Source organism: Actinomadura sp. CNU-125 (assembly GCF_001942465.1).
Classification (GTDB): domain Bacteria; phylum Actinomycetota; class Actinomycetes; order Streptosporangiales; family Streptosporangiaceae; genus Spirillospora.
This window is the reverse complement of sequence record NZ_MKJY01000155.1, coordinates 36,552-62,059: the sequence shown is the minus strand read 5'-3', so window position 1 is coordinate 62,059 and position 25,508 is coordinate 36,552. Positions and strand designations below refer to the sequence as shown.

Sequence of the window (25,508 nt, the reverse complement as noted above, 5' to 3'; positions counted from 1 at the left end):
GCGGGCGGTGGGCGTCGCGCGGTGGGTGGTGCGTGGTGCGTGGTGGGCGTGGCGCGGTGGGTGGTGCGTGGTGCGTGGCGGGCGTGGCGCGGTGGGCGGCGGGCGCAGCTTCTTCCAACACAAGGTTGCCGACGCCGAGCGAATCGTCCGGTCGGCAGCGGACGGCGGCTGCGGCGTCTTCCAGCACAAGGTTGCCGACGCCGAACGAATCCTCCGGTGCGCGGAGGCGGCGGGTTGACGGTGCGGGGGCGGGGTCAACGGTAGTCGTCCTCGTCGATGGGGACTTCGCGGTTCTGCTCGGCGGTGTCGGCCTCGTCGGCGTCCATCGAGACGTGCGGGACGGCGTCGGGGCGGTCCTCGCTCTCGTCGAGGACGGCGCGCTGTTCGGCGGCGTCGGCCTCCGGGGTGTCGTCGGGGACCCGCTGCGTCGGTTCGTCGGTCTCGCTCATCGCGCTTCCTCCTCTGGTGCGGCGAGAGGTCCGGCCAGTTCCCGCAGCGGCGCCTCGACGGACTCGCCGTACGTCGGGAACGCGTGCACGACGTCGGCGAGCAGGCCCAGCGGCGTCTCCGCGCGAATGGCCAGCGCGATCTCGCTCATCCACTCCTCGGCGTGGAGCCCGGCCGCGGCGGCGCCGATCAGCAGTCCGCGGGAGCGGTCGGCGTACAGCTCCACCCGGCCGCGGTCGTCGGCCTCGACCGCCGCCCGGGCCGTTGCGGCGAGGTCGTACCCGGCAGTGCGGAGGTCTATGCCGAGTTCGGCCGCCCGTCCCGGCGTGACGCCGACCGCGTACACCGTCGGCGTGGTGTAGACGACGCGGGGAATCGCGCGGTAGTCGGCTTCGCGGTGGCTTCCGAGAATGTTCGAGAGGGCTACGTCCGCCTGGTAGCGGGCCGCGTGCGTCGTACGGGCGATGCCCGTGACGTCGCCCGCGGCCCACACACCCCCCTCGGCGCCCTGCACGCGGCACGTCTCGTCCACGGGGACGCCATCGCCGGGGGACACGGGGACGCCGAGCGCGTCGAGGCCGAGGCCGGCGTGCGGGGGCGGCGCCCGCGGCGACGAGGACGCGGTCGGCGTCGAAGGTGCCGCCGTCCGACAGCCAGAGCCGCAGGCCGGACTCCTTGCGTTCGATCTGCGCGACGTGCGCGCCGAGCCGCAGGTCGACGCCCGTCCGGCGCAGCGCGTCGGCGAGGACGTCGCCCGCGAACGGGGCCTCGGCGGTCAGCAGCCGCCCGGACGACTCGACGACCGCGACCTGCGAGCCGAACGACGCGTACACCTGCGCGAGCTCGCAGCCGACGGGGCCGCCGCCGAGGACGACCAGGCGGCGGGGCAGGTCGGGGACGGTCAGCGCGTCGTCGCTCGTCCACAGCGGGACGTCGGCGAGGCCGTCCACGGGCGGGATCACCGGTTCGCTGCCGGTGCAGACGGCCAGTTCGCCGTAGCCGTGTTCGGTGCCGTCGACCTCGACGCGGCCGGGGCCGGTGATGCGGCCGCGGCCGCGCAGCAGGGTCACGCCCGCCTCGGCCATCCGGGCGGCGGCGCGGTCGTCGGTGCGGCCGCCGGTCAGCCCGTCCCGGCGGGCCACCGCCAGTTCCCACGGTTCCCCGCGCCGCGCCGCCAGCAGCAGCGCCTTGGACGGGACGTCCGCGAAGTACGGCGACACGCCGCCGACCAGGCGGTCCTCGACGAGTGCGACGTCGCGCCCGGCGCGGGCGAGGCCCGCGGCGATGCGTTCCCCGGCGGTTCCGCCGCCGAGCACCACGGCGTCGTAGTGATGGTTCAACTCCCCGGTCCCTTCCCCCACGTGATGCCCCCGGCACTCATAGTGGCGGAAGGTGATGCCGGAGCGTGCCGGTTTCGACACATACGGACGTCAGGGGAGCGCCGGACGGTCCGTGGCGAGGAGGGGTTCGAGCAGGTCGCCGTGCGCGTCGATGCGGTCGAGGGCCTGACCGGGGGTGAAGACGAGGTCGGCGGCGTCCTTGCAGGCGCCCAGCTCGTCCCAGGTGAGGGGCGTGGAGACGGTCGGGCTCGCGGCGGCGCGGAGGGAGTACGGCGCGACGGTCGTCTTGGCGGGGTTGTTCTGGCTCCAGTCGACGAACACCTTGCCCTTGCGGAGGCGTTTCTCCATCTTCGCGACGACGAGGTCGCGGTGCTCTTCCGCGAGCCGCTGAGCCGCGGCCTTGGCGTACTCGGACGTCCGGTCGGCCTGCGCGGGCTGCTTGATCGGGACGTACAGGTGCAGGCCCTTCTTGCCGCTCGTCTTGGGGTACGACTCCAGGCCGTCTTCTGCGAGCAGGTCACGGAGCATGGTGGCGACCTCGCACGCTTCGACGACGGTGGCGGGCGGCCCCGGGTCGAGGTCGTAGACCAGGAGGTCCGGGGTGTGCACTTTGCCTCGCGGTCCGACCTTCCACTGGGGGACGTGCAGTTCCAGGGCCGCGAGGTTCGCGCACCAGACGAGCGTGGCCAGATCGTCGACGACGACGTAGTCGACCGTGTCGCGTCCCATGGTGCTGCCCGGGGACGGGACGGTCGCGGTGCGCACCCAGTCGGGAGTGTGGGAGGGCGCGTTCTTCTCGAAGAACTTGCCCCCGTCCACGCCGTCGGGCCAGCGGATGCGGGTCGCGGGACGGTCCTTCAGGTGCGGCAGCATGACCGGTGCGACCCGCGCGTAATAGTCGATGACCTCGCCCTTGGCGAAGTCGGGGTAAAGATTCTTGTCGAGGTTGGAGAGGCTCAGGGTCCTTCCGTCGACCTCCACCCTCTTACTGCTCACTCGTGACCTCCAGGGGGTCCTTGTCGTCCCGCAGCCCCCGCCAGGAAGGGAACCGCAGGCGGCCGTCCCTGGTGCGGGCGCTGTAGGCGACCTCCCCGACGAGGTTGGGCTCAACCCACTGCGCGTCCCGGGCGAACTCGCGCGGGACGGGCTCGTCGTAGGGGCTCGTCGGACGTCGCAGCGGCCAGAGGAGTTCGTACAGTTCGTCCAGGAACCGGTCCGAGAAGCCGGTGCCGACGTGACCGACGAACTCCAGACGGCCTTTGCCGTCGTACTCGCCCAGTAGGAGCGACCCCACTCCGCCTTCGCGTCGTCCCTTACCGGGCTTCCAACCGCACACGATCACTTCGCGCGTGAGGAAGTTCTTTACCTTCCGCCAGAAGTCGACCCTGCGTCCTGGCCGGTATGGGGAGTCGAGCCGTTTGGCGAGCACTCCCTCCAGGTGCTGCTCCCGGGTGAAGGCGAGCAGCTCCGCGACCTGCTCGGCGTCGTCGCCGTCCAGGTACGGGGGGACTTCGACGGGGCCGCTGCCCGCGAGGTCCAGGCCCGCCAGGAGCGCGCGACGTTCCGAGTACGGGGTGTCGAACAGGACGTACCCGTCCAGGTAGAGCAGGTCGAACACGACGTACCGGACCGGGACGTCCCGGACGAGCCGCGGGTCGGGGTGCGCCACGTGCATCCGCCGCTGCAGCCGCTCGAAGCTCGGCCTGCCCTGCTCGAACGCCACGACCTCGCCGTCCAGGACGGCGTCGTGCCCCGGCAGCAGGTCCACCAGCGCGGACAGTTCGGGGTAGCGGGACGCGACGTCGCCGCCGCGCCGCCCGGTCGCGCGCACGCCGTCCGCCGACACCTGCGCCACGGCGCGGACGCCGTCCCACTTCAGCTCCAGGCCCCAGCGCGCGCCGTCGCCGGGCAGCTCACCGGTGGCGGCCATCATGGGCTCGACGGGCCAAGGCATGGTCATATCCGCGTCTTACCCGGAGCCCGCGCAAAGGAAAAGGATCAAGGGCGCGTTGTGTCGCAAATGCGCCCTCGGCGGGACGCTACGCGCGTGACCTGCGGGGTAGGGGTTGCTCATGCGCAGTATCTGGAAGGGGTCGATCTCGTTCGGGCTGGTGACGATACCCGTGAAGGTCTACTCGGCGACCGAGCAGCGGGACGTCAGCTTCCACCAGGTGCACCGCGAGGACGGCGGCCGCATCAAGTACAAGCGGGTCTGCAGCGTCGACGGCGAGGAGGTGCCCTACGCCGACATCGCCAAGGGCTACGAGCTGCCCAGCGGCGAGATGGTCATCCTCACCGACGAGGACTTCGCCGACCTGCCGCTGTCGTCGAGCCGCCGCATCGACGTCCTCCAGTTCGTCGAGCAGGAGGAGGTCGACCCGATCTACTTCGCGAAGTCGTACTACCTGGAACCGGACGCGCAGGGCGCCAAACCGTACGTGCTGCTGCGGGACGCGCTGGAGAGTTCGGAGCAGGTCGCGATCGTGAAGATCGCGCTGCGGCAGCGGGAGTCGCTGGCGACGCTGCGGGTGCGCGGCGGCGTGTTCGTCCTGGAGACGATGCTGTGGCCGGACGAGGTCCGCACCCCCGACTTCCCGTTCCTGGAGGAGGACATCGAGGTCCGCAAGCAGGAACTGTCGATGGCGACGTCGCTGATCGAGTCGATGGAGGGCGACTTCGACCCGTCCGAGTACAAGGACGCCTACCGCGAGGCGCTGCAGGCCGTCATCGACGCGAAGATCGAGGGACGGGAGGTGGCGCGGCCCGCCGAGGAGGCCGCGGAGGAGCCCGCCGCCGACCTCCTCAGCGCGCTGCGCGCCAGCGTGGAGGCCGCGAAGAAGAGCCGCGGCGGGGAGAAGGCGGGGGAGAAGGCGCCGGCGAAGAAGGCGCCCGCGCGCAAGAAGTCGTCGTCGTCCGGCGGGGCGAAGAAGGAGACGGCGAAGAAGGAGCCCGCCAAGGGGCGCGGCCGCAAGTCCGCCTGACGGACCGCCGGGGCGGTGCCCGCCACCGGGTCTCGGTGACGGGCACGCACCCACGCCGCGGTCAGAAGAACACCGCGTCCGTGCAGATGAGGCGCGAGCCGGCGTCACCGGTCTTCGGGTTCGTGACGCGCTCGTGAATGACGACCGACCGCGCGTCCTTCTGGTCGACCCGCCAGGGCACCCGCGCCGTCGCGTGCCCCTTGCCGCCCTTCCCGACCTTGAAGTCGAGCCAGATCTCCTTCTTGCGGAGCGGGGCGCCCTTCTCGGCGTTCGGGTTCTGGTAGTGGGCACCGGCCGCCGCGGGCTTCAGGCCGCACTTGTTCTCGTGGACGTGCGCGCCGAGCGTCTTCCCCCGGTACTTGTGCGGGAAGCCGGACGCCTTGAGCCGCACGGTCGTCCCGCGCCCGTCGAACTCCGTGGTGACCTTCGTGACGACCTTCTTGAAGTAGGGGTCGTACACGTAGGTCGGGCCGCCCACCGTGTGCGTGCGGACCTTGTGGTCGCCCTTGCCGCCGTGGCCGTGGTGGCCCTTGGCGTCGTGGTGGCCCTTGGTCTCGTGGTGCGCCTTGCCGTCGTGGTGGGCCTTGCCGTCCTGCTGGCCCTCCTCGTCGTTCTGGCCCCAGTCTTGGCCGGTCCAGTCGAACAGGGCCTGGTGGTGCTGGTGGCCTTTGCCTCCGTGGTCGTCATCGGGGCACGCCATGGCGGGCGAGGCGAACGGCAGCACGGCGGCGCCGGCCGCGGCCAGCGTGACGGCGGCCCGGGCGGCAGTCGCATGGGTGGTCCTCTCCGTAAGTACCGGTCCGCGATGACCGGTGGCTCACGATCTTCCTCACGGAGAGTGACGCACGCACGGACTCACATGCCCTGACCAGGTCAAAAGACCCCCACACCAGGGTGGGGGTCTTAGCCGGTCAGGCGTCGCGCTTGACCGCCAGGACCCGGACGAGCGCGGCCGCGGCGGCCTCCGCGTCCGTGCAGGGGGCGATGCGCTCGCCCCAGCCGTAGCGGTACGACCAGGTGCGGTCGTGTGCTTCCTGGACGGCGATGACCGATTCGTTCATCGCGGGCATGGCGGGGTTGGCGACCAGTGCGCTGGGCCAGCGGTCCGCGTGCGCCGACACCTCGACCGTCCAGCCGCGCGAGCGCAGCACGTCGGTCAGGTGCTCCAGGTGTCCGAGGGCTTCTTCGGCCTCGGTGAGCGCCAGCACGGGCATGGTGATGCCTCCAAGGGAACGTCCCATGAGCGGTGAGAGAGCACGCCGGGCAGGCTCCGTCGCGGCGCGCGTCACGCGCGGGCAGCCGGGCGAATCGCGTTCAGTCTCCCCCCGCTCATGGGCGAGCACAAGCGCTTTCGCACACTTGGCGGTGCGTTTGCGGTGTCCGGACGATCAGCGCACCGGGACCGGGGGTGCGACCGGGGCCTCGGGGGGCGGCGCGTCGCTCTCCTTGATCCCGTACCGGCCGTAGAGCCGGGCGAGGGGGCCGGGCGCCCACCAGTTCGCGCGGCCGAGCAGCCGCATCGCGGCCGGGACGAGCAGGGCCCGCACGATCGTGGCGTCCACGAGGATCGCGACGACCATCCCGACGCCCGTCATCTTGATGAACGTGATGCCGGACGTCGCGAACGCGCCGATGACCACGATGAACAGCAGCGCCGCGCTGGTGATGATCGCGCCGGTGCGCTGCACGCCGGCCGCGACGGCCGCGGTGTTCGACCCGGTCAGGTCGTACTGCTCGCGGACGCGCGACAGCAGGAACACCTCGTAGTCCATCGAGATCCCGAACAGCATCGCCAGCATCAGGATCGGCATCGCGGGCGCGATCGCGCCGGTCGCGGTGAAGTCCAGGAGGCCGGACAGGTTGCCGTCCTGGAAGATCAGCACGACGACGCCGAAGGTGGCGGCGAGCGACAGGGCGTTCATCACGATCGCCTTCAGCGGCAGCACGACCGACCCGAACGCGAGGAACAGCAGCGCGAACGTGGCCGCGCCGACGAGCAGCCCGACCCACGGCAGCGTCGCGCCGACGCTGGCGAGCTGGTCGACGACGGTCGCGGTGGCGCCGCCGACGTGCACGTCCGCGCCGGGCGGCGGCGGGACGTCCCGGACGCGTTCGACCAGGTCGCGGGCCTCGTCGGAGTTCGGGTCGGCGGTGTAGGCGAGCGCGATGCGGGTGGTGTCGCCGCCCGTGCCGCCGTTCGTGCCGGTGACGGCCGCGCCGGTGACGCCGTCGAGCGCGCCCAGGCGGTCCCCGTACGCCTGGACCGCGGTCCGGTCGGACGTCCCGGTCACGACGGCCTCGATGGGGTTCGTCGAACCGCCGGGGTACCGGGTTTCGAGGGCTTCGGCGACGACGCGGGCCTCCGCGTCGGCCGGCAGGACCTTGGCGTCCACGCCGCCCCAGTTGATGCCGAGGAAGGGCGCGCCGAGCGCGAGGAGCAGCGCGACGGTGGCGGTGGCGTAGACGACCGGGCGGCGCATGACGCTGTGCGCGAGCCGTCCCCACCAGCCCTCGCCGCGCCCCGTGCCGGACGGCTTGCGGCGGAACGACAGCGCGTTCACCCGGGGGCCGAGGACGGCGAGCAGCGCGGGCAGCACGGTCAGCGCGCCGATCATGCAGACGAAGACGGTGGCGATGCCGCCGTAGCCCATCGACCGCAGGAACGTCTGGTCGAAGAGGAGGAGCCCGGACAGCGAGACCGCGACGGTGACGCCGGAGACCGCGACGGTCCGTCCGGCGGTGGCCATGGTGGCGGCGAGGGCGTCGGCGCGGTCGCGACGCCCGATCTCCTCGCGGAACCGGCTCACCATGAACAGTCCGTAGTCGATGGCGAGGCCGAGCCCGAGGAAGGTGGTGATGTTCACCGCGAAGATGGACACGTCCGTCATGTAGGTCAGGACGTGCAGTGCGGTGAACGAGCCGAGGATCGCCAGGCCCCCGATCAGCAGCGGCAGGCTCGCCGCGACCAGCCCGCCGAAGATCAGCACCAGCAGGACGAGCAGTACCGGCAGCGAGATCATCTCGGCGCGGGCGATGTCCTGCGACACCCGGTCGTTGATCGCGACGTTCGTCGCGACGGCGCCGCCGACCCGCGCGGTCAGCCCGCCGCCGACCTCGGTCAGCCCGTCCTTGATCGCCTCGTAGCTCTCCTCGCGTTCCGCGTCGTCGGCCCCGGCCAGCCGCAGGACGGCGTAGGTGCCGGTGCGGTCCGCGTCGACGAACCGAGGCGCCCCGGTCGTCCAGTACGTGGCGGTCGAGGTGACTTCGTCCTTCGGCAGGTCGGCGAGGGCCGCTTCGACGGCCGTCCGGTACGCGGGGTCGTCGACCGTCATGTCGCCCCGGTAGAGGACGACGACGTCCGCGGCGTCGCGCCCGAGGTCGCGTTCGGCGATCGCCGCCGCCCGGTCGCTCTCGCTGCCCGGCGTGTCGAAGCCGCCGGACGGGCTCAGCGCGCCGAAGACGCCGGTGCCCCACACGCCCGCGAACACCAGCGCGGCTCCCGCGACGGCGAGCACCCAGCGGCGCCGCCGCTCCACCCATCGTCCCCATCTGTCGAACACGGCCGACCCCCATTACACTCGGTCACGAAAGTGAATGCCGTTAACTGCGAACACCGTAAACTTCGCATAACCTGTTCACTTTCGTCAACGGTGTATGTGCGGGATCATGCGGGAACGACAGGGGACCGCCGGTTGAACGGAAGGTCGAACGGAAGGAGGACGGCGCAGTGGCGACACGGCGAGACCGGTTGCGGGCGGCGACGGTCCGGGAGATCTCCGAGACCGCTCGCCGGATCCTCATCGAGCAGGGGCCCGACGCGGTGACGCTCCGCGCCATCGCCCGCGAGATGGGCATGACCGCCCCCGCCCTGTACCGCTACTTCGGCAGCCACGGCGAGCTGCTGCGGCACCTCATCGGCGAGATCTTCACCGAGCTCACCGCCGAGCTGATCGCCGCCGCCAAGGGCGTCCCGCCCGACGACATGAGCGCGAAGTTCCTGGAGGTCGCGCGGCAGTTCCGCCGCTGGGCCCACGCCCACCCCCGCGAGTACGCGCTGCTGTTCGGCGTGCCGGTGCGCGGCGCGGGCGAGCAGGACGAGACCGACTTCGCCCAGGAGTGCGCCCGCCAGTTCGGCTGGACGTTCATGTCCCTGTTCCTCGAACTGTGGAAGAAGCGGCCGTTCCCCGTCCCGGCCGACGACGACATCCCCGCCGACCTGCGCGACCAGCTCGCCCGCTACCGCGCCGACCTCGGCGTCTCGCTGCCGCTGGGCGTCGTCCTGCAGTTCCTCAAGTGCTGGGTCCGGCTGCAGGGCGCCGTCAGCCTCGAAGTCTTCGGCCACCTCGAATTCGCCCTGGACGACCCCGAGCCCATGTTCGAGCTGATGCTCGGCGAGCTCGCCGCGATCCTGAACCTGCCCTACGCGCCGCCCGGGTCCGCGCCGCCGTCCGCCTCCTGAACCGCCGCGCCGAGCGCCCGCAGCACCGCCGTCCCGTCCCCGGCCCACACCAGGCCCAGCGCCGACTCCGGCAGCCCGCCGACCGGGACGAACGCGACATCGCCCCGCCGGTTGTGGTGCGCCGTCGCGTCGCACAGCAGCATCGCGCCGCGTCCCGCCCCGACGAGCGTCAGCCCCTCCTGGAGCGTGCGGACGCCGTCCTCGTGCGGGATCGCGCGCCCGTCCGGCGTCGCGGCCGGGCAGTGGAACCGCCGCCAGTACCCGGGGGCGGGGCCGTCGACCGGGATGAGCGGGGTGCGGGCGATGTCCTCGGCCGCCAGCCGCGCGCGCCGCGCGAACGGATGCCCGGCGGGCACCGCGAGCGTCATCGGCCGCCGGGAGAACGCCGCGCCCACCGTCAGGTCGGGCTCGGCGACGGGCAGCAGCACCACCGCCGCGTCGACCTCGCCGCGCCGCAGCGCGCCGAACGGGTCGCCGAGCGGGATCTCGGCGATGTCGACGCGGTGCTCCGGACGGTCCCGGCGCAGCGCCGCGATCGCCCGCGTGACCTGCTCGTACACCGCGCCCTGGAAACCGATGCGGGTGCGCCCGCGCGCGGTCGCCCGCGCCTCCTCGACGACTCCCGCGAGGGCGCCGTAGGCGGGCCGCAGCGACGCCGCGAACGCCTCGCCGGACGCCGTCAGCCGCACCCGGCGGCTCGTCCGCTCGACCAGCCGCGCGCCGATCCGGGTCTCCAGCGACCGCAGGAGCTGGCTGACGCGGCTCTGCGACACGTAGAGCCGCTCGCCGGTCCGCCCGAAGTGCAGTTCCTCGGCGAGGACCAGGAAGCACTCCAGCTCCCGGATCTCCAGCCCCACGGCGCCCCCTCCGGCCTGCATCGATGAGTCACGCTCATCGAAGTATGAGGGATCCGGCGTTGTTCGGCGCCTCCCCGGACCGTGGGATGGGCGACATGCACGAAGTTTCCGATTCCGTGGGGACGGCCGAACGCACCGGCGGCCGCGCCCCGGTACTCGCCGTCGCGGCGGGCACGTTCACCGTGGTCACCGCCGAGATGATGCCCGTGGGCCTGCTCACCCCGATCGGCGCGTCCCTCGACGTCGGCGCGGGCACGGCCGGATGGACGCTGACCGTCACCGGCCTCGTCGCCGCCGCGTCCGCCCCGTTCGTCCCGCGCGCCGCGCGCCCGACCGCGGCACCGCGCTCGTCGTCCTCATGCTGCTGCTCGCGGCGGCGAACCTGCTCGCGGCGTGCGAGCCGAACTTCGGCGTGCTGCTCGCCGCGCTCGTCCTCGTCGGGCTCGGCATGGGCGGCGTGTGGGCCCTCGCCGCGGGCCTCGCGCCCCGGCTCGTCCCGCCGGACTCGGTCGGCGCCGCGACGTCGCTGATCTTCAGCGGGGTCGCGGCGGCGTCCGTCCTCGGGGTGCCGGCGGGCGCGTTCGTCCAGGCGTCGGCCGGGTGGCGTGCGGCCTTCGCGGCCGTCGCGGTCCTCGCCGCGGCCGTCGCGGCGGCGATGGCCGCACTGCTGCCCCGGCTGCCCGCCGCCGAACCGGCGTCCGGTGCCCGCACGGCCCGTCCGTCCCGTGGGCGCCCGGCGGTCGCGACGGGGCTCGCCGTCACGATCCTGCTGGTCACCGGGCACTTCGCCGCGTACACGTTCGTCCGTCCGGTGCTGGAGGAGACCGCGGGCCTCGGGCCGGGCGGCGTCGGCGCCCTGCTGCTCCTGTACGGGGTCGCGGGCGTCGCGGGGAACTTCGCGGCCGGGCTGCGCGCCCCGCACGCGCCCCGCGCGACCCTCGCCGTCCTCGCCGCGGGGCTGGCCGCGGCGGTCGTCCTCGTCCCCGTCGTCGGCACGACGCACGCGGGCGCGTCCGTCCTCATGGTCGTGTGGGGGCTCGCCTACGGCGGCGTGTCGGTGGGCGTGCAGACGTGGCTGCTGGCGGCGTCCGGACCGGACGACGCCGAGCGCGTCACCGCCCTGTTCGTGGGGGTGTTCAACGGCAGCATCGCCCTCGGCGCCTTCGCGGGCGGCCTGGTGACGGACACTGCCGGGACCGGCCCGCTCACGGCCGTCGCCGCCGCCTTGGCCGCCGCCGCGCTCGCCGTCACCCTGACGGCGGCGCGGCGAGGGAGGTGACGCCCATTGCGGTCGCCCGGCAATGCTGAGAACATCTCTCTCGATAGGAAGAATGACGTTCTGCGGGAGGGTGTATGACGGTCTTGGGAGACGCGACGTGAGGGCCGAGGACCAGTTCCACGTCGGCATCGTCGTCGAGGACATCGACGCCGCGCTCGACGAGTACGCCGCGCTGCTCGGCCACGGCTGGACCGTCGAGCTCGGCGGTCCCACCCCGGTGCGGACGCCGGCGGGCGAGACCGTCCTGAACATGCGGTGCGTCTACTCGACGACGACGCCCCGGCTGGAGATCGTCGGGCGCATCCCCGGGACGCTCTGGGAACCCGCCGCGTCCGGCGTCCACCACATCGGCTTCTGGTCCGACGACGTCGCCGCCGACCGCGCCGACCTCGAAGCCCACGGCTACACGCTCGAAGCCGAACGAGTGGGAGCCGACGGCGTCCCGTCGTTCGCGTTCTGCCGGAGCCGGGCGGGCCTGCTCGTCGAACTCGTGAGCCGCGCGTCGCAGCCCGGCCTCGAACGCTGCTGGGGGGAGCCGCGATGACGACCGTGGGGATCGTGACCGGCGCCGGACGCGGCATGGGCCGCGCGTGCGCGCGGCGGCTCGCCGGACGCGTCGACACGCTGCTGCTCGTCGACCGCGACGAGACGTCGGCCGCGAGGCGGCGGACGAGATCGAGGGCGCCGAACCGTTCGTCCTCGACGTCACCGACCCCGGCGGCCTCGCCCGGCTCGCCGAGCGCGCCGGCCGCGCCGGGACGCTGCGCGCCGTCGCGCACGCCGCCGGGATCTCGCCCACGATGGCCGACTGGCGCCGCATCTTCGCCGTCGACCTCGTCGCGACCGCGCGGCTCGCCGAGGCGCTGCGGCCCCTCGCCACCACCGGGACGGCGATGGTGTGCTTCGCGTCGATGGCGCCGGTGATCGCCCGCGTCGACCCGGCACCGGACGCCGCGGCCGTCCTCGACGACCCCCTCGGCGAACGCTTCCTCGACCGGGTGCGCGAGGTGCTCGGCCCGGCCGTCGAGGACCCGGGCGCCGCCTACGCGTGGGCGAAGCTCGGTGTGCGGCGGTTCGTCCGGCGGGAGGCGGTGCGGCTCGGCCCGCTGGGCGCCCGCGTCTGCTCGGTCTCACCCGGCATCATCGACACGCCGCAGGGACGGCAGGAGGCGGAGAACCATCCGAGCATGGCCGCCCTCGTGGAACGCACGCCCGTGGGAAGGAGCGGCCGTCCCGAGGACGTCGCCGCCGTCGTCGGATTCCTGCTCTCGGACGACGCCGCGTTCGTCACCGGCACCGACGTCCTCGTGGACGGCGGCGTCTGCGCCGCCGTCCACACCGCGACCTGAGCCCGGCTCAGCCCCCCGCGACGACCGGGCGGACCTCGACGGCGCCGAGGCGCGCGTCGGGCAGGGCCGCCGCGATCTCCACCGCGCGTTCCGGCGTCGCGCAGTCGACCAGGAGATAGCCCGCGAGCTGCTCCTTCGCCTCCACGACTGGTCCGCGCCGGGCGAAATGGGGGGTCGTTGCCGCTTTCAGCGCATTCGGCGTAGGGTCGCCGCGCGAGTCGTCACGGCCGGTCCGGCCCCTGCCATGACCGGAGGCACCACATGAACACGCAGCCCGGCCCCGCCCCGATGTCCGGCGGACGGCTCTTCGCGGTACACGCGGGGCTGGTCCTGGCGACGTTCGCGGCGATGGCGAGCACGACGCTCGGGTCGGCGTCCGGGCCGATGGTGCTGCGGGACGTCGCGTGGGAGTCCGGCGCGTCCTACACCTGGTACGTCACGGCGTCCTGGACGGCCGTGGCCGTCGCCACCGCCCTCGCGGGAGCGCTCGCCGACCGCTTCGGCAAGAAGACGCTGCTCCAGATCGCGATCGCCGTTCTCGTCGCCGGGTCGGCCGCCCTCGCGCTCGCGGGGAACGGCTACGTGTTCATCGCGTCCGGCGCCGTACGCGGGCTGGGAATCGGCGCGGTGGCGGTGCTCGCGCAGGCCGTCGTGGCGGACCTCGCCGCGCCGCGCGCCCGGAGCCTCCCCTACGGGTTCACCGGCGCGGCGATCGCGGGCGGCGTGGTCGCCGGATGGCCGCTCGGCGGGTGGATCGCCGACGCGTCGTGGCGCTGGTCGCACGTCGCGGCCGTCCCGGTCCTGGTCGTCGCGTTCGTCCTCGTGCAGGCGACCCTCCCGGGCGGACGCCGCCCGGGGACGCGCGCCGACTTCGGCGGCGCGGCACTGCTGGCCGCCGCGGCCGTCGTGCTGATGGTGTGGTGCGGATACGTGGGCGACCTGTGGGCCTGGACGTCCGTGCAGACGGCCCTGGCGATCATTGCGGGCATCGCCCTGCCCGTCGTCGCCGTCGTGCTCCGCGCCCAGGCGGCGCGCTCCGGACGCAACACCGTGCTCGCCGCCGTCGCCGCCTTGCCCGTCGGGATCGCGATGTTCGCCGGGCCCGCCGTCCTCACGGGCCGGATGCAGTTCGCGCGGGGATTCTCGCTGCACGAGGCGTCCGCGGGCCTGATCCCGATGATCGTCGGGTTGCTCGCCGCGTTCCTCGTCGCCGCCGGGATCACCGCCCGTACCGGCGCGCCGAAGCCGTTCGTCGTCGCCGGAACGGCCTTGATCACCGCGGGTCTCGCCGTCCAGCACGCGATCGGGGGCCAGAGCCCGCTGTCGCTCGTCCTCGCGAGCGGGTTCCTGCTCGGCGCAGGGGTCGGCATGGCGGCGCAGGGTCTCCTGCTGGTCGTCCAGGACGATTCGCCGGGCGAGCCCGGCGCCGCCACCGGAACCGTGACGTTCTTCGCGTTCTTCTCCGGGGCGCTCGCGTTGATGCTGCTGTACGGCACGTTCCTGCAGACCCGCCTCGCCGACATCGTCGACGAGATGGCGGGCTACGGGGTGCTCGCGACACCGGACGACGCACGCGAAGCCATCGCCTCCGCCTACGGATTCGCCCTGGGCGAGACGTCCCTGGTCGCCGCCGCCGTGGCGATCGCCGGAGCGGTGGCGGCCGTGTTCCTGAAGCCCGTCACCCTGCGCGACGCCCTTCCCGCCGACGACGACCGTCCGGTGGACGCCGTCCGGAAGTGACGCGGACGTCACGTCCGGGCGTCGGGGATGCCGTACGCCCCGACCAGTGCGGCGCTCAGCTCCTCGGGGGTGCCCGGGCAGCCGCGGCCCAGCCAGTCGGCGGCCGCGCCGAGGACGGCACCCGCCAGGTAGGCCGCCACCGGATCGTGGGGGACGTCGCTCGGGTCGTCCGCGTGCGTCCCCGCGCGCGGACCCACCAGGTTGACGTGGACGGCGATGGTCAGCCGCCGGTGCAGATGGTTGATCACCCGGGCGCCGCCGCCCGGCCCCAGCACCGCCCGGTACAGGCCGGCGTGCTCGGCGAAGTGGGCGAACACCCCGGCCAGGGCCTCGCGCCCGAGCCGCCGCTCGTCCGGATCGTCGCCGGGCAGCAGCACCGGCGTCGCGGCGATCAGCTCGTCGAACGTCCGCGCGCACGCGGCGGCGGCGAGGTCGGGCACGTCGGCGTAGTGCTCGTAGAAGGTCGAGCGGTTGACGTCGGCGCGCTTCGTCACGTCCGAGACCGAGATCCGGGCCAGGTCGCGTTCGCCGATCAGGCTCAGCAGCGCGGCCTGCAATGCCGCGCGGGAGCGGCGCGCGCGACGGTCCGGGGACGGCTCGGCGATCATCCGACCAGGATACTCGTCTCCGACAGGTGTTGTATAACGGACATGTGGCGGAGAGGTGCCGCCGAGACGTCCGAGCCGAACGGGAGCGAACATGACCCAGCACGTCGCAGTGGTGATCGGAACGGGCGGTATGGGCCGCGCCATCGCACGCCGCATCGGGGCCGGGGCGCACGTCCTGCTCGCCGACCACAGCGAGAAGATCCTCGACGCCGCCGCCACCGAACTGACCGGAGAGGGCCACCGGGTCACCGCCCAGCCGGTGGACGTCACGTCACGCGAATCGGTCGCCGCGCTGGCCGCGCGGGCGGCGTCCCTCGGCAACGTCCGGTCGGTCGTGCACACCGCCGGGCTGTCGCCCGTCCAGGCGCCCGTACCGGCGATCCTGGCGGTGGACCTGCTCGGGGTCGCGCTGGTGCTGGAGGAGTTCGGCGCGGTCGTCGCCCCCGGCGGAGCCGGCGTCGTCATCGCCAGCATGGCCGGCCACTTCCACCCCGGCTTCTCCCCGGAGGAGAGGGCACGGCTGGCCACCACCCCGGCCGACGACCTGCTGTCCCTCCCCGTCTGCGCCGAGTCCGGCTTCGCCGACAGCGGCAGCGCCTACTCGTTCGCCAAGAGCGCCAACCTGCTGCGCGTCCGGGCCGCAAGCACCACGTGGGGTGCCCGCGGCGCCCGCGTCAACTCGATCAGCCCGGGGGTCATCGCCACCCCCATGGGCCAGGCCGAACTCGACAGCGAGCACGGCGCCTCGATGCGGAAGATGATCGACGCCTCCAACGCCAAGCGCGTGGGCACCCCCGCCGACATCGCGGCGACCGCCGAATTCCTGCTCGGCCCCTCCGCCACGTTCATCTCCGGCACCGACCTCCTCGTGGACGGCGGCGTAACCGCCACGGTCACCACCGGCACCCTCGCCTGAATTCGCGCACGTCAGCGCGGATAAACGGGCGGACGGCCGGGGCCGTCGGCGCGTCCGCCCGGGGCCGGGCCGGTAGCGTGGTCGGCATGCCGACCGATCTGCCCGCAATGCGAGCGTCGCACGACGATCGTGAGCGTGCCCTGGAGGCTCTGCGGGTCGCCGGAGGCGACGGGCGGCTCGGTGCCGAGGAACTCGAAACCCGGGTGGAGGGCGCGCTGAACGCCCGGACGCTCGGCGAACTGGCCGCGCTCACCGCCGACCTCCCGTCCGTCCCCGGGACCAAAGAGGCCCTCGTGATCGCGCAGGAAGGCGGCAAGTACGTCAAGGACGGCCGCTGGCCGATGCCCGCGCACATCGAGATCCGCACGCAACTCTGCAAGGTCACCCTCGACCTCACCGAGGCGACGATCACCTCGAACGCCTGCGGATCGACGCGGACATGGTGCACGGCAGGCTCGTCCTCGTCACCTCGCCCGGCACGGTGATCGACACCGACGGCCTCAACCTCACCTACTCGAAACTCAAGATCCACTCCACGGATCTCGCCGCCGACGCCCGTCTCCACATCGAACTCACCGGCACGCTCCAGCACGCGAAGGTGATCGAGCGCGTTCGCCGCTGAGGCGGTGAAAGGACCGCGTGTTCAACGCACATTGGCAGGAGTTCCTCGCCGCGTCCGTCCTGCTCGCGCTCACGCCGGGCGCCAACCAGCTGCTCTCATTACGCAACGCGCTCCAGCAAGGTACGGCGGGCGCCCTCATCGCACTCGCGGGCCGATTCTCGGCGTTCTTCGTGCTGATCCTCGCGACGGCCGCGGGCCTCGGCGCGATCCTCCTGGCGTCCGAGCCCGTGTTCACCGCGGTGAAATGGTGCGGCGTGGCCTACCTGCTTTACCTGGGCGGACGCTTGCTGTGGACGCACGCCGCCGAACCGGCCCACACAGAGTCGACCGGCGTCCGGCGGACGCGCTGGGAGTTGACCCGCCAAGAGTTCGGCGTCGCGATGACGAACCCGAAGGCGCTGCTGCTCTTCGGGGCGTTCCTCCCGCAGTTCGCCGACCGCTCGGCGGGCGCCGTCCCGGCGCAATTGCTGGCGCTCGGCCTCGCCTACATCGCCGTGGAATTCGCCGCCGCCCTGGTGTACGCGGGCGTCGGAGGACGCCTGGCCTCCTTCGACCTCACCGCCCGCACGCGCCGCCTGTTCGACCGGGCCACGGGCATCACCATGCTCGCCATCGCCGCCTCCCTCACCCGAGCCCGCCCCTGAAACGGGCCGCATCGGTCGGTCAGGGGGCAAGAAACGGCCTCATCGATGCGGGGCCCGGACGTCTCCGTGTGCGGGGTGGCCAGGCGCTCATGTCGGCCTTCGGGTGCAACGGCGGTGATCGTCGTCCTGTTCTTGTCCGGGAGGGCGACAGATCCCGTTGAGGACACTTGGTCGGTCAGACGCTGAGCAGGTCGGTCGAGACGGTCCACAGGCGCTTGGCGATGGCAGGGTCGAGCGCCCATTCCTTGACCCCGTGCGGGTGCTGCGCGAGGTCGGTGTCGTTCGGCACGGTGTAGGCCTCTTGCGCATCGTCGAGGTAGTGGCCTCCGGAGTGAGCGAACTCGGGGGCGACTGCCGCGACGATGCTGGTAGCGGCCCCCTGTTCGACCGTTTTGTACGTGAAGACTCCCGCGGCTTCGGCCGCGTCGAGCGACGACTTCTGTTCCGGTGTGAAGTTGCGCTGCAGTCCCGTCGCGATCCCGCCGGGGTTCACCGCATTGGCGACGATGCCGTCGGATGCCCAAAGACGGGTCGCCTCGACCGCGAAGAGAGAATTCGCCGTCTTCGACTGCGAATAGGCGATTTGCGGGTCATAGTCGCGACGCTCGAAGTGGAGGTCGTCGAAGTCGATGCCGGAACGCATGTGCGCCGTCGAACTGACCGAAACGATCCGCGCTCCGTCCCGGTCGGATGCTCCTCGGGCCAGGGCGTCGTGAAGCCCGGCGGCCAAGGCGAAGTGGCCGAGATGGTTCGTCGCGAACTGCAGCTCCCATCCCTCACGGGTTCGTTCGAGAGCACCGGTGATCACACCCGCGTTGTTGATCAGTAGGTGAAGCGGTCCGGTCCATACGTCGACGAACCGCGTGACGGAGGCCCTGTCCGCGAGGTCGAGCCGGACGACTCGGGGCCGGATCCCTCCGGTCGACTTCCCGATCGTCTCGGCGACGGTCTCACCTGCGGTCGTGTTCCGGACGGCGAGCGTCACTTCCGCCCCGGCGGAGGCCAGCACGCGTGCGGTCTCGATCCCGAGTCCGGAGGAAGCGCCCGTCACGATCGCGCGGATGCCGGAGAGGTCGGCGCCCCGCAGCACTTCGTCCGCGTTGCTGGAGGCGGTGAACGGTGTGGTGATGAGAGTGCGTGTGTTCACGACATCGACTATACAGAGTAGACACAACTTGTATAGTTCGACTCTCGTTCGTATGCTCGACTCATGCGCAGTCCCGATACCGGCCCGCCGTCGTCGACGGTGGCCGAGACCGACCGTCGGGCCATGGTTCTGGACTCCGCCATGGTCACGTTCGCGCGATTCGGCTACAGGAAGACCTCGATGGAGGAGGTGGCGCGGGCGGCGCGCATCTCCCGGCCCGGGCTCTACTTCCTCTTCTCCTCGAAGGAGACCCTGTTCCGTGCCGCGGTCACCCAGGCCCTGGAACGGGACATCACGGCGGTCGAACACGTCCTGGCCGACGCCGGCCGCCCTCTTGGAGAGCGTCTGGCCGAAGCGTTCGACCACTGGGCGGGCCGCTACATCGGCCCACTGACGCGCGACGTCACGACAGTCATCGAGGACAACCCCGACCTCCTCGGAGAAATCGTCGAAAACACGCCGCGCCGTTTTGAGGAACTCATCACAGACGCGATCGCCGCCGAGGTAGGACGAGAGGCAGCGCCCTCCATCGCACAGACGATGATCAGCGCATCGACCGGCCTCAAACATCAGGCCACCTCGCGAGAGTTCTACCTCGAACGACTGAAGGTCGCGATCGACCTTCTGATCCGTTGAGAACGCCGACCTCGCCGACAGATTAAATTCTACAAGTGGCGCATGCGCAGCGAGGAAGGCCGCTGTATCTGGCCACGGTGGAGGACATGTTCGCCCGTCGGCTGCCGAGGTCGCTGGGAGTTGCCCCGCCAAGAGTTCGGCGTCGCGATGACGAACCCGAAGGCGCTGCTGCTCTTCGGCGCGTTCCTCCCGCAGTTCGCCGACCGCTCGGCGGGCGCCGTCCCGGCGCACCCTGCTCGCGTGAATTTCGGCGGACTACCATACGTGTGTCTGCCGACAAGAGGGGTGCCGCCGTGGAACCGTCGCCAGGCTGGAGACCGACAGGTATCGCTCGTTCTCCGACCACGCCGCCCTGATCGTTCTCGCCCTCGGCATCTGCGGCTTGTTGGCCGGTTATGGCTGGATTGTGCACTATAACAACGAGCGGACGCAGGAGAATATGCGCAGGGCGGAACGAGATGCCCAGCGCACCGGACAATACGCATTCCAGAAGTTCGCGGCCCTGCCGCCGTCCGCGCCGGAGTCCGCCTTCCAAGGTGCGATGGCCGGACGTGCCGTGGAGATCGAGAGATTCAAGCCCCAGGCCGACCGTACCGAGCTGACGATCAGGGCTCACGAATACGCCGACAACTCCACCGGGCGACTTTCTCATCTGGAGTACTGCTTTGACTGCACCCTCTTGCCGCCAGGTGGAGGGAAATCGACGTACCGGCAGGTGGAATGCCCCGAGGATGACCAACTGAGTCGTTGGGACCTGCTCTATTGACGAGCCTGCTTCGCGTCTCTACTGGAAGAAGTCGAATTCGTTGTTGCGGACGCCGGAGAGGAAGGCTTCCCATTCGGCGCGGGTGTAGACGATGACTTCGGCGTCGGGCCGGTGGCTGTGCCGGACGGCGACGCGCTCCGTCCCGTCCGCGAGGGGACCGGCCTCGACGCAGTTGCCACCGCCATTGGGGCTGTAGGTGCTGATGTGCCAGGTGACTCGGCTGAGTTGCTCTTCGCTGAGGAGGGTGCTTGGCTCCGGTGTGCTCAACGCTCGTCCTTCGCAATCGCCGCGATCATCTCGATTGACTCGGCTGACCCGAGGGCCATGGCCATGTGGCCATCGTAGGCATGAGTGAATCGTGAAATGTCGGGCGCTTCGACGTAGATTCCGCCCGCGAGCGACTCGGTGTAGGCGACTTCGGGGAAGGGGTCGGGCATCTGGAAGATCTCGAAGCTTCCGTGCACGCTTGCGAGTTTCCCCGCCTCGAACGGGAGCACCCGGATCTCCACGTTCGGCAGTGCCGCGAGCTCGACCAGGTGCCGTAGTTGGTCGCGCGTGACGTCCGGTGAGGCGACCTTACGGCGGAGCACCGCCTCGTCGAGGATGGCGGTCACCTGTGGCGCGTTCGGTTCCTCCATGACTCTTTGGCGGTTCATGCGAAGTTCATACCAGCGTCGGATCTGCTCTGTGGTGGCTTCGGGCTCGTCTGCGTGAATCACGTGCTCTGCGTACGCGGCGGTCTGAAGGAGGCCAGGGACGACGATGGCGGCGTAGGAGCGGATGTGGGCGGCCCGGGACTCCAGCCATACGTAGTCGATGAGCGAGCCTGCGACGTCGCGGGAGTAGCCGTCCCCCCAGCTTCTGCCAGACATCCTGGCTGAGGGTCATGAGGGCGTCGCGGCGGCGGGAACTGGAGACGCCGTAGAGATCGAGCAGTGCCATCAGGTCGGGGCGCCGGATGGGGTAGAAGCCGGTCTCGAAGCGGCTGACCGTGCCCGGATCGCGCTGGAGGTACTCGGCGACGTCCTTGATCAGTAGGCCCTTGGTCTCGCGCAGTTCGCGGAGTTGCTGACCGAGCCACTGGGATCGCAGGGTGACGCGTTGCCGCTCGGCCATTGCCGGGCTTCCTTCCTCTGGTGACAGATTCTTACAAGAATCCATCTGAACAACTTGTTCATCGCTGGACGCGGTGAGACTATGCACACCGTAGACCATGCGTCACGGTCTGCAATGAAAGATCGAGGAAGAGGCCGGGACGGATCAACGCTTACCGGCACGTCCGTCCCGGCCCGGTGCTCGGAAGGGAGCAGCCGATGGACGGCGTGCACGGGTCCGAACAATCGTCTGTCTACCACGCGGGGGACGCGGGGACGAGTGCGTGCGGGCATCCGCGTGCGTTCGTCCTCGTCCGGGAGGGTCTGGACGCGGACGACTCGGTGGTGCGGGAGGTCGTCGCGTACGGGATCGCGTTGCCGGACGGGGGCGCCGCGACCGTCCCGGCCCAGGGGTGTTCGTTCGGGCGGTGGCTCAGCCCGGAGAGTGCGGCCCGGCGGCTGGACGCGGAGGTCGTCTGGGGGTGACCCCGGGCTTGGCGGAGGCTCCCGGGAGTTCGGGGGCCTCCGTTCCGCGTCAGGTGCCGGTGCCTGGAGCGAGGAGGAGGCTGCGGGCTTCCATCCAGTTCTGCGCGGTCAGGCGGCGGAACGCCGCGACGACCGTGTCGCCGAGGTCGAAGCCCGGGTCGACGAGCCATTGGGCGCGAAGCCCCTCCCACGTCGCGATGAACTGGCGGGCGACGTCCGTGGGGTCCAGGTCCGGGTGGGCGGTGCCGGTGCTCTGGCGCCGCTCGATGATGGCGGCCCAGCGCGTCACCGCGGCCCGGTAGTGCTCGGCGAAGTACTCCTGCGCGGGATGTCCGGGCGTCGCGGCGTGCCCCGCCAGCAGCGTGTGCAGCCGCACGATGGCGTGGTCGTGCTGGAGCGACCGCGCGTACGCGCCGAGCCTCTCCAGGTCGAGGGACGCGTCGCCGGGGGAGAGGCGCTCGTCGTCCTCCTCGTAGAAGCGGCGCAGCGCGGCGACGAGCAGGTGGTCCTTGGTCGAGTAGTGGTACAGGACGGTCGCCTCGCTCGTCCCCGCGCGGTCGGCGACCTCGGCGGTGGTGACGCCGCCGTGGCCTTTCTCCCGGACGATGTCGAGCACGGCGCGCGCGATCGTCCGGCGGCGCTCGGCCGTCCTGGCGTACCGTCCCCGGCTCCCGGTCGCTGCGGAGGTCATGGCAAGACTGTACGCACCTCTCAAAGTTGAGTGGTTGATGGTTTTGGTGGCTGTTCTGTGCGGCAAAGGTGGGATTGCTGGTTGACTCTGTGGATTTGTCTCTGTTTTACTCAGGTTTCGCTGAGACGGGAGACGGGCCTTGGACGAGCACGCAGCGCGGCGACCGGACCTCGGGGACGGCTTCGACGACCCGTACATCGACGTGGACGAGTGGCGCGACGAGCCCGTCCGGCACCGTTACGTCCACGGCGGGTTCACCGGTACCGCCACCCGGTTCTCGATCTACCTTCCGCCCGCCGAGCGGTATCGCGGACGGTTCTTCCAGCACATCACCCCCGTCCCGGAGAGCGAGCTCCTCGCGCAGGGGGCGACCGGGCAGGAGGATCGGATCGGCTTCGCGGCCGACAGCGGCGCCTACTTCCTGGAGACGAACGGCGGCGGCGCCTCGGGGACGCCGGGCGATGCGGGCGTCGACCCGACGATCGCCGCCTATCGGGCGAACGCGGCGGCGGCGCGGTTCTCGCGGGAGGTCGCGAGGCGGTGCTACGGCGAACATCGTGCGTACGGGTACGCGTACGGGGGGAGCGGCGGCGGGTACCGCACCATCGGCGGGGCCGAGAGCACGACGGACGTGTGGGACGGCTTCGTCCCGTACGTGATCGGCAGCCCGATGGCGATCCCGAACGTGTTCGCCGTCCGGATGCACGCGCAGCGCGTCCTGCGGGGGAAGCTCGACCGGATCGTGGACGCCGTCGAGCCCGGCTCGGGCCGCGACATGTACGACGGGCTGGACGACGAGGAGCGTGCGGCGCTCCGCGAGGTCACCCGGATGGGGTTCCCGCCGCGTTCCTGGTTCGGGCACCGCACGATGGGCATCCACGCGTTCGGCGTGCTGTATCCGCACATCGTCACCGTCGACCCCGGGTACTTCGACGACTTCTGGACGGTCGAGGGGTATCTGGGCGCCGATCCCGGCTCGTCCGTGCACCGCGACCGCGTCCGGCACCGCTGCGAGGTCACCGAGACGATCGCGCACGGCGGGGAGGACGGGCGCGGTGGCGTCGACGAGTCGTTCCGGGGCCCGCGGGACGGCGCGGCCGTCACGGCGCTGCGCCTGTCGGCGGCGCCGCCGGAACGGGTGCAGGCCGCGGATCTCGTGATCCGGACGGGCGCCGCGGCCGGGGTCCGGCGGACGGTCCGGGAGATCTCGGGGGACGTGGCGGTCATCGACGTCCCGGACCGGGCGCTCGACGCGGTGCGGCCGGGCGACGCCGTCGAGATCGACAACGGGAACTTCCTCGCGGCGCAGACCTACCACCGCCACCAGGTGCCGGGCCCCGAGTACGCGGTGTGGGACCAGTTCCGCCTGCCGGACGGCTCCCCGGCGCTCCCGCAGCGGCCGATGCTCCTCGGCCCGCTGTTCGCGGAGGCCGCGGCCGGGCACGTCCAGACCGGACGGTTCACCGGCAAGATGATCGTGGTCGCGTGCCTGCTGGACCGGGAGGCGTTCCCGTGGCAGGCCGACTGGTACCGCTCGAAGGTCCGCGAGCATCTCGGGGAGCGGACCGACGACCGCTTCCGGCTCTGGTACGTCGACAACGCGCTGCACGCCGACGACGAGGCGCAGGAGGACCCGACGCGCTCCGTCCCCTACCTCGGCGTGCTGCACCGGGCGCTGCGCGACCTGAGCGCGTGGGTGGAGACCGGACGGGCGCCCGCGCCGAGCACCGCGTACACGGTCGCGGACGGGCAGGTGCGGGTCGCGGCGGACGGGCGGGGCGGCGTGCAACCGGTGGTCGCGCTCACCGTCGACGGCTCCGACCGCGCGGACGTCCCGCCCGGACGGGACGTGACGCTGCGGGCGGTCGCGGCGGCGCCGGGCGGGACGGGCGCGATCGTCGCGGTGGAGTGGGACCTCGACGGGTCGGGCGCGTTCGCGGTGGCGGACGCGCCGGAGCCCGCGGAGTCGGTGACGGTCGAGCGTCGCTGCTCGTTCGACGAGCCCGGCACGTACTTCGTGACGGTGCGGGTCGCCGCGCACCGAGACGGAGACACCCGCACCCCCTACGGCCGGATCTACGACCTCGCGCGCGTCCGGGTCGTGGTCGGCTGAGGGAACGGCGAAGGCCCCCCGGGCGTCCGGGGGGCCTTGCGCGTGCGGGTCAGTAGGACGGGAGGCTGGGGTCGATCTGGTTGACCCAGGCCACGACGCCGCCGCCGACGTGGACGGCGTCGGCGAAGCCGGCGTTCTTCACGACCGCGAGGGCCTCGGCGGAGCGGACGCCCGACTTGCAGTGCAGGACGATCTTCTTGTCCTGCGGCAGCTTCTCGAGGGCCGAGCCGTTGAGGAAGTCGCCCTTCGGGATGAGGGTCGCCCCGGGGATCGAGACGATCTCGTACTCGTTGGGCTCGCGGACGTCGACGAGGAAGATGTCGTCGGCGCGCTCCTGCATGGCCTTGAGGTCGTGCACGGAGATCGTCGAGTCCTTGACGGCCTCGGTGGCCTCTTCGGAGACGGCGCCGCAGAACGCCTCGTAGTCTTCGAGGAGCTCGGTCTGCGTGGGGTTCTTGCCGCAGAGCGGGCACTCGGGGTCCTTGCGGACCTTGACCGAGCGGTACGTCATCTCCAGGGCGTCGTAGATCATCAGGCGCCCGACGATGGGCTCGCCGATGCCGGCGAGGAGCTTGATGGCCTCGTTGACCTGGATCGAGCCGATGGACGAGCAGAGGACGCCGAGCACGCCGCCTTCGGCGCACGACGGGACCATGCCGGGCGGCGGGGGCTCGGGGTAGAGGCAGCGGTAGCAGGGGCCGTGCTCGGCCCAGAAGACCGACGCCTGGCCGTCGAAGCGGTAGATGGAGCCCCACACGTACGGCTTGCCGAGCAGGACGGCCGCGTCGTTCACCATGTAGCGGGTGGCGAAGTTGTCGGTGCCGTCCAGGATCAGGTCGTACCCGGAGAAGATGTCCATGATGTTGTCGCGGTCGAGCGCCGTGTTGTGGACCACGACGTCGATCAGCGGGTTGATCTCACGGACGGTGTCGGCGGCGGACTCGACCTTCGGCTTGCCGAGGGACGACTGCCGGTGGATGATCTGCCGCTGCAGGTTCGACTCGTCGACGGTGTCGAAGTCGACGACGCCGAGGGTGCCGACGCCGGCGGCGGCGAGGTAGAGCAGGGCGGGGGAACCGAGGCCGCCCGCGCCCACGACCAGGACCTTCGCGTTCTTGAGGCGCTTCTGGCCGGTCATTCCGACGTCGGGGATGATCAGGTGCCGCGAGTAGCGGTTGACCTCGTCACGGGTGAGCTCCGCTGCGGGCTCGACCAGAGGTGGCAACGACACGGTGGGTGCTCCTGTGCTGACGCTCGGCTGTTCAAGGGGGCGGGACATCGTCGTCCCCACTCGGCACAACCTTGCCATGACCGGCCGCATTCCCTCCCGTCA

At 71.6% G+C, this 25,508-nt stretch carries 29 protein-coding genes and 2 pseudogenes; 15 read left to right on the top strand and 16 right to left on the bottom strand.

The genetic code is table 11. The features are described 5' to 3' along the window. Positions 1–238: hypothetical protein (locus tag BJF79_RS60720; RefSeq protein WP_262402273.1), on the top strand; the 238-nt coding region annotated here is incomplete at its 5' end. Between the two features lie 207 nt (positions 239–445). On the opposite strand, the gene BJF79_RS60715 is transcribed toward BJF79_RS60720, so the two are convergent. The 4 genes and pseudogenes from BJF79_RS60715 to ligD (BJF79_RS19360) form a co-directional block, all read right to left on the bottom strand. Further along, positions 446–793 carry a hypothetical protein gene (locus BJF79_RS60715; protein WP_262402276.1) on the bottom strand — a complete coding sequence of 116 codons (348 nt, stop codon included), beginning with the start codon at positions 791–793 and terminating at the stop codon, positions 446–448. 289 nt (positions 794–1,082) lie between these two features. Beyond that, positions 1,083–1,763, bottom strand: a pseudogene (locus BJF79_RS60710) (FAD-dependent oxidoreductase); the annotation flags it as partial. 114 nt (positions 1,764–1,877) lie between these two features. After that, positions 1,878–2,783 carry a non-homologous end-joining DNA ligase gene (gene ligD, locus BJF79_RS19365; protein WP_075899312.1) on the bottom strand — a complete coding sequence of 302 codons (906 nt, stop codon included), beginning with the start codon at positions 2,781–2,783 and terminating at the stop codon, positions 1,878–1,880. Beyond that, positions 2,773–3,747: a non-homologous end-joining DNA ligase gene (gene ligD / locus BJF79_RS19360; protein WP_075899310.1), complete on the bottom strand. Its 975-nt coding sequence runs from the start codon at positions 3,745–3,747 to the stop codon at positions 2,773–2,775. The genes ligD (BJF79_RS19365) and ligD (BJF79_RS19360) overlap by 11 nt, the downstream gene beginning before the upstream one ends. A gap of 112 nt (positions 3,748–3,859) precedes the next feature. Between ligD (BJF79_RS19360) and BJF79_RS19355 the strand changes: the two genes are divergently transcribed. Then, positions 3,860–4,768 carry a Ku protein gene (locus BJF79_RS19355; protein ID WP_075899308.1) on the top strand — a complete coding sequence of 303 codons (909 nt, stop codon included), beginning with the start codon at positions 3,860–3,862 and terminating at the stop codon, positions 4,766–4,768. Positions 4,769–4,829: 61 nt separating this feature from the next. Here the strand turns inward: BJF79_RS19355 and BJF79_RS19350 are convergent, their stop codons facing one another. From BJF79_RS19350 to BJF79_RS19340, 3 genes are all read right to left on the bottom strand, one after another. Then, complete coding sequence (locus tag BJF79_RS19350; protein ID WP_075899306.1) at positions 4,830–5,492, bottom strand: hypothetical protein; 663 nt, start codon at positions 5,490–5,492, stop codon at positions 4,830–4,832. A 187-nt stretch (positions 5,493–5,679) separates the two neighbouring features. After that, entirely contained in the window at positions 5,680–5,982 is a 303-nt protein-coding gene (locus tag BJF79_RS19345) for a hypothetical protein (RefSeq protein ID WP_075899304.1), read from the bottom strand. Between the two features lie 174 nt (positions 5,983–6,156). Further along, the gene (locus BJF79_RS19340) at positions 6,157–8,328 is read right to left on the bottom strand and encodes an MMPL family transporter (protein WP_075899302.1); all 2,172 of its coding nucleotides are present in this window, start codon (positions 8,326–8,328) and stop codon (positions 6,157–6,159) included. Between the two features lie 167 nt (positions 8,329–8,495). Between BJF79_RS19340 and BJF79_RS19335 the strand changes: the two genes are divergently transcribed. Beyond that, complete coding sequence (locus BJF79_RS19335; RefSeq protein WP_075899300.1) at positions 8,496–9,227, top strand: TetR/AcrR family transcriptional regulator; 732 nt, start codon at positions 8,496–8,498, stop codon at positions 9,225–9,227. Here the strand turns inward: BJF79_RS19335 and BJF79_RS19330 are convergent. Further along, on the bottom strand, positions 9,188–10,105 hold the full coding sequence (locus BJF79_RS19330) for a LysR family transcriptional regulator (protein ID WP_075899298.1): 918 nt from the start codon (positions 10,103–10,105) through the stop codon (positions 9,188–9,190). The two genes, BJF79_RS19335 and BJF79_RS19330, sit on opposite strands and share 40 nt — an antisense overlap. A gap of 241 nt (positions 10,106–10,346) precedes the next feature. Here BJF79_RS19330 and BJF79_RS19325 point away from each other — a divergent pair, with 241 nt between their 5' ends. The 3 genes from BJF79_RS19325 (at position 10,347) to BJF79_RS19315 (ending at position 12,712) form a co-directional block, all read left to right on the top strand. Beyond that, positions 10,347–11,363 carry an MFS transporter gene (locus BJF79_RS19325; protein ID WP_262402271.1) on the top strand — a complete coding sequence of 339 codons (1,017 nt, stop codon included), beginning with the start codon at positions 10,347–10,349 and terminating at the stop codon, positions 11,361–11,363. A 97-nt stretch (positions 11,364–11,460) separates the two neighbouring features. Next, a complete protein-coding gene (locus tag BJF79_RS19320) occupies positions 11,461–11,907 on the top strand; it encodes a VOC family protein (RefSeq protein WP_075899296.1) in 447 nt (148 codons plus the stop codon). A gap of 46 nt (positions 11,908–11,953) precedes the next feature. Then, positions 11,954–12,712, top strand: coding sequence for an SDR family oxidoreductase (locus BJF79_RS19315; RefSeq protein WP_262402270.1), 759 nt, complete (start codon positions 11,954–11,956; stop codon positions 12,710–12,712). 7 nt (positions 12,713–12,719) lie between these two features. On the opposite strand, the gene BJF79_RS19310 is transcribed toward BJF79_RS19315, so the two are convergent. Continuing rightward, positions 12,720–12,902, bottom strand: coding sequence for a YciI family protein (locus tag BJF79_RS19310; RefSeq protein WP_083733584.1), 183 nt, complete (start codon positions 12,900–12,902; stop codon positions 12,720–12,722). A gap of 71 nt (positions 12,903–12,973) precedes the next feature. On the opposite strand from BJF79_RS19310, the gene BJF79_RS19305 reads away from it, so the two are divergent. Continuing rightward, positions 12,974–14,452 (top strand): MFS transporter, encoded by a 1,479-nt coding sequence (locus BJF79_RS19305; protein ID WP_075899294.1) that lies wholly within the window; start codon positions 12,974–12,976, stop codon positions 14,450–14,452. A gap of 8 nt (positions 14,453–14,460) precedes the next feature. Here BJF79_RS19305 and BJF79_RS19300 read toward each other — a convergent pair whose 3' ends face one another. After that, on the bottom strand, positions 14,461–15,060 hold the full coding sequence (locus BJF79_RS19300) for a TetR/AcrR family transcriptional regulator (RefSeq protein ID WP_075899292.1): 600 nt from the start codon (positions 15,058–15,060) through the stop codon (positions 14,461–14,463). Positions 15,061–15,151: 91 nt separating this feature from the next. Here BJF79_RS19300 and BJF79_RS19295 point away from each other — a divergent pair, with 91 nt between their 5' ends. The 4 genes from BJF79_RS19295 to BJF79_RS19285 all read left to right on the top strand — a co-directional run bounded on the left by BJF79_RS19295 (position 15,152) and on the right by BJF79_RS19285 (position 17,242). Then, the gene (locus tag BJF79_RS19295) at positions 15,152–15,976 is read left to right on the top strand and encodes an SDR family oxidoreductase (RefSeq protein WP_075899290.1); all 825 of its coding nucleotides are present in this window, start codon (positions 15,152–15,154) and stop codon (positions 15,974–15,976) included. An 86-nt stretch (positions 15,977–16,062) separates the two neighbouring features. After that, positions 16,063–16,461 (top strand): DUF1707 domain-containing protein, encoded by a 399-nt coding sequence (locus BJF79_RS19290; RefSeq protein ID WP_262402269.1) that lies wholly within the window; start codon positions 16,063–16,065, stop codon positions 16,459–16,461. Further along, positions 16,416–16,598 carry a hypothetical protein gene (locus tag BJF79_RS60705; RefSeq protein ID WP_262402268.1) on the top strand — a complete coding sequence of 61 codons (183 nt, stop codon included), beginning with the start codon at positions 16,416–16,418 and terminating at the stop codon, positions 16,596–16,598. Before BJF79_RS19290 ends, BJF79_RS60705 begins: the two co-directional genes overlap by 46 nt. 17 nt (positions 16,599–16,615) lie before the next feature. Continuing rightward, on the top strand, positions 16,616–17,242 hold the full coding sequence (locus BJF79_RS19285) for a LysE family translocator (RefSeq protein WP_075899288.1): 627 nt from the start codon (positions 16,616–16,618) through the stop codon (positions 17,240–17,242). A gap of 175 nt (positions 17,243–17,417) precedes the next feature. Here BJF79_RS19285 and BJF79_RS19280 read toward each other — a convergent pair whose 3' ends face one another. Further along, the gene (locus BJF79_RS19280; protein WP_075899286.1) at positions 17,418–18,389 is read right to left on the bottom strand and encodes an SDR family NAD(P)-dependent oxidoreductase; all 972 of its coding nucleotides are present in this window, start codon (positions 18,387–18,389) and stop codon (positions 17,418–17,420) included. Between the two features lie 63 nt (positions 18,390–18,452). Between BJF79_RS19280 and BJF79_RS19275 the strand changes: the two genes are divergently transcribed. Both BJF79_RS19275 and BJF79_RS19265 read left to right on the top strand, forming a co-directional pair. Then, complete coding sequence (locus BJF79_RS19275; RefSeq protein WP_083733583.1) at positions 18,453–19,025, top strand: TetR/AcrR family transcriptional regulator; 573 nt, start codon at positions 18,453–18,455, stop codon at positions 19,023–19,025. Between the two features lie 406 nt (positions 19,026–19,431). Beyond that, entirely contained in the window at positions 19,432–19,791 is a 360-nt protein-coding gene (locus BJF79_RS19265) for a hypothetical protein (protein WP_143220037.1), read from the top strand. A gap of 18 nt (positions 19,792–19,809) precedes the next feature. Here BJF79_RS19265 and BJF79_RS19260 read toward each other — a convergent pair whose 3' ends face one another. The 3 genes and pseudogenes from BJF79_RS19260 to BJF79_RS60700 all read right to left on the bottom strand — a co-directional run. Then, positions 19,810–20,058, bottom strand: coding sequence for a DUF397 domain-containing protein (locus tag BJF79_RS19260; RefSeq protein WP_075899282.1), 249 nt, complete (start codon positions 20,056–20,058; stop codon positions 19,810–19,812). Further along, positions 20,055–20,663: a DUF5753 domain-containing protein gene (locus BJF79_RS19255; RefSeq protein ID WP_262402267.1), complete on the bottom strand. Its 609-nt coding sequence runs from the start codon at positions 20,661–20,663 to the stop codon at positions 20,055–20,057. The genes BJF79_RS19260 and BJF79_RS19255 overlap by 4 nt, the downstream gene beginning before the upstream one ends. 85 nt (positions 20,664–20,748) lie before the next feature. Then, positions 20,749–20,907 (bottom strand): annotated as a pseudogene (locus tag BJF79_RS60700) (helix-turn-helix domain-containing protein); the annotation flags it as partial. A gap of 197 nt (positions 20,908–21,104) precedes the next feature. On the opposite strand from BJF79_RS60700, the gene BJF79_RS19250 reads away from it, so the two are divergent. Beyond that, positions 21,105–21,371 (top strand): hypothetical protein, encoded by a 267-nt coding sequence (locus BJF79_RS19250; protein ID WP_143220036.1) that lies wholly within the window; start codon positions 21,105–21,107, stop codon positions 21,369–21,371. A gap of 49 nt (positions 21,372–21,420) precedes the next feature. Here the strand turns inward: BJF79_RS19250 and BJF79_RS19245 are convergent, their stop codons facing one another. After that, positions 21,421–22,062, bottom strand: a complete 642-nt coding sequence (locus tag BJF79_RS19245; protein WP_075899278.1) for a TetR/AcrR family transcriptional regulator — start codon at positions 22,060–22,062, stop codon at positions 21,421–21,423. 139 nt (positions 22,063–22,201) lie between these two features. Here BJF79_RS19245 and BJF79_RS19240 point away from each other — a divergent pair, with 139 nt between their 5' ends. Beyond that, positions 22,202–24,175 carry a hypothetical protein gene (locus BJF79_RS19240; protein ID WP_083733582.1) on the top strand — a complete coding sequence of 658 codons (1,974 nt, stop codon included), beginning with the start codon at positions 22,202–22,204 and terminating at the stop codon, positions 24,173–24,175. A gap of 49 nt (positions 24,176–24,224) precedes the next feature. Here the strand turns inward: BJF79_RS19240 and moeZ are convergent, their stop codons facing one another. Then, a complete protein-coding gene (gene moeZ, locus BJF79_RS19235; RefSeq protein ID WP_075899276.1) occupies positions 24,225–25,406 on the bottom strand; it encodes an adenylyltransferase/sulfurtransferase MoeZ in 1,182 nt (393 codons plus the stop codon). Positions 25,407–25,508 lie beyond the last annotated feature (102 nt).

Excerpts from the sequence above, each read along its gene's own strand:
- ligD (WP_075899310.1), bottom strand. The coding sequence starts at position 3,747 with ATGACCATGCCTTGGCCCGTCGAGCCCATGATGGCCGCCACCGGTGAG.
- BJF79_RS19355 (WP_075899308.1), top strand. The coding sequence starts at position 3,860 with ATGCGCAGTATCTGGAAGGGGTCGATCTCGTTCGGGCTGGTGACGATA.
- BJF79_RS19345 (WP_075899304.1), bottom strand. The coding sequence starts at position 5,982 with ATGCCCGTGCTGGCGCTCACCGAGGCCGAAGAAGCCCTCGGACACCTG.
- BJF79_RS19330 (WP_075899298.1), bottom strand. The coding sequence starts at position 10,105 with ATGCAGGCCGGAGGGGGCGCCGTGGGGCTGGAGATCCGGGAGCTGGAG.
- BJF79_RS19325 (WP_262402271.1), top strand. The coding sequence starts at position 10,347 with ATGGACGCTGACCGTCACCGGCCTCGTCGCCGCCGCGTCCGCCCCGTT.
- BJF79_RS19305 (WP_075899294.1), top strand. The coding sequence starts at position 12,974 with ATGAACACGCAGCCCGGCCCCGCCCCGATGTCCGGCGGACGGCTCTTC.
- BJF79_RS19300 (WP_075899292.1), bottom strand. The coding sequence starts at position 15,060 with ATGATCGCCGAGCCGTCCCCGGACCGTCGCGCGCGCCGCTCCCGCGCG.
- BJF79_RS19295 (WP_075899290.1), top strand. The coding sequence starts at position 15,152 with ATGACCCAGCACGTCGCAGTGGTGATCGGAACGGGCGGTATGGGCCGC.
- BJF79_RS19290 (WP_262402269.1), top strand. The coding sequence starts at position 16,063 with ATGCCGACCGATCTGCCCGCAATGCGAGCGTCGCACGACGATCGTGAG.
- BJF79_RS60705 (WP_262402268.1), top strand. The coding sequence starts at position 16,416 with ATGGTGCACGGCAGGCTCGTCCTCGTCACCTCGCCCGGCACGGTGATC.
- BJF79_RS19275 (WP_083733583.1), top strand. The coding sequence starts at position 18,453 with ATGCGCAGTCCCGATACCGGCCCGCCGTCGTCGACGGTGGCCGAGACC.
- BJF79_RS19255 (WP_262402267.1), bottom strand. The coding sequence starts at position 20,663 with ATGTCTGGCAGAAGCTGGGGGGACGGCTACTCCCGCGACGTCGCAGGC.
- BJF79_RS19250 (WP_143220036.1), top strand. The coding sequence starts at position 21,105 with ATGGACGGCGTGCACGGGTCCGAACAATCGTCTGTCTACCACGCGGGG.
- BJF79_RS19245 (WP_075899278.1), bottom strand. The coding sequence starts at position 22,062 with ATGACCTCCGCAGCGACCGGGAGCCGGGGACGGTACGCCAGGACGGCC.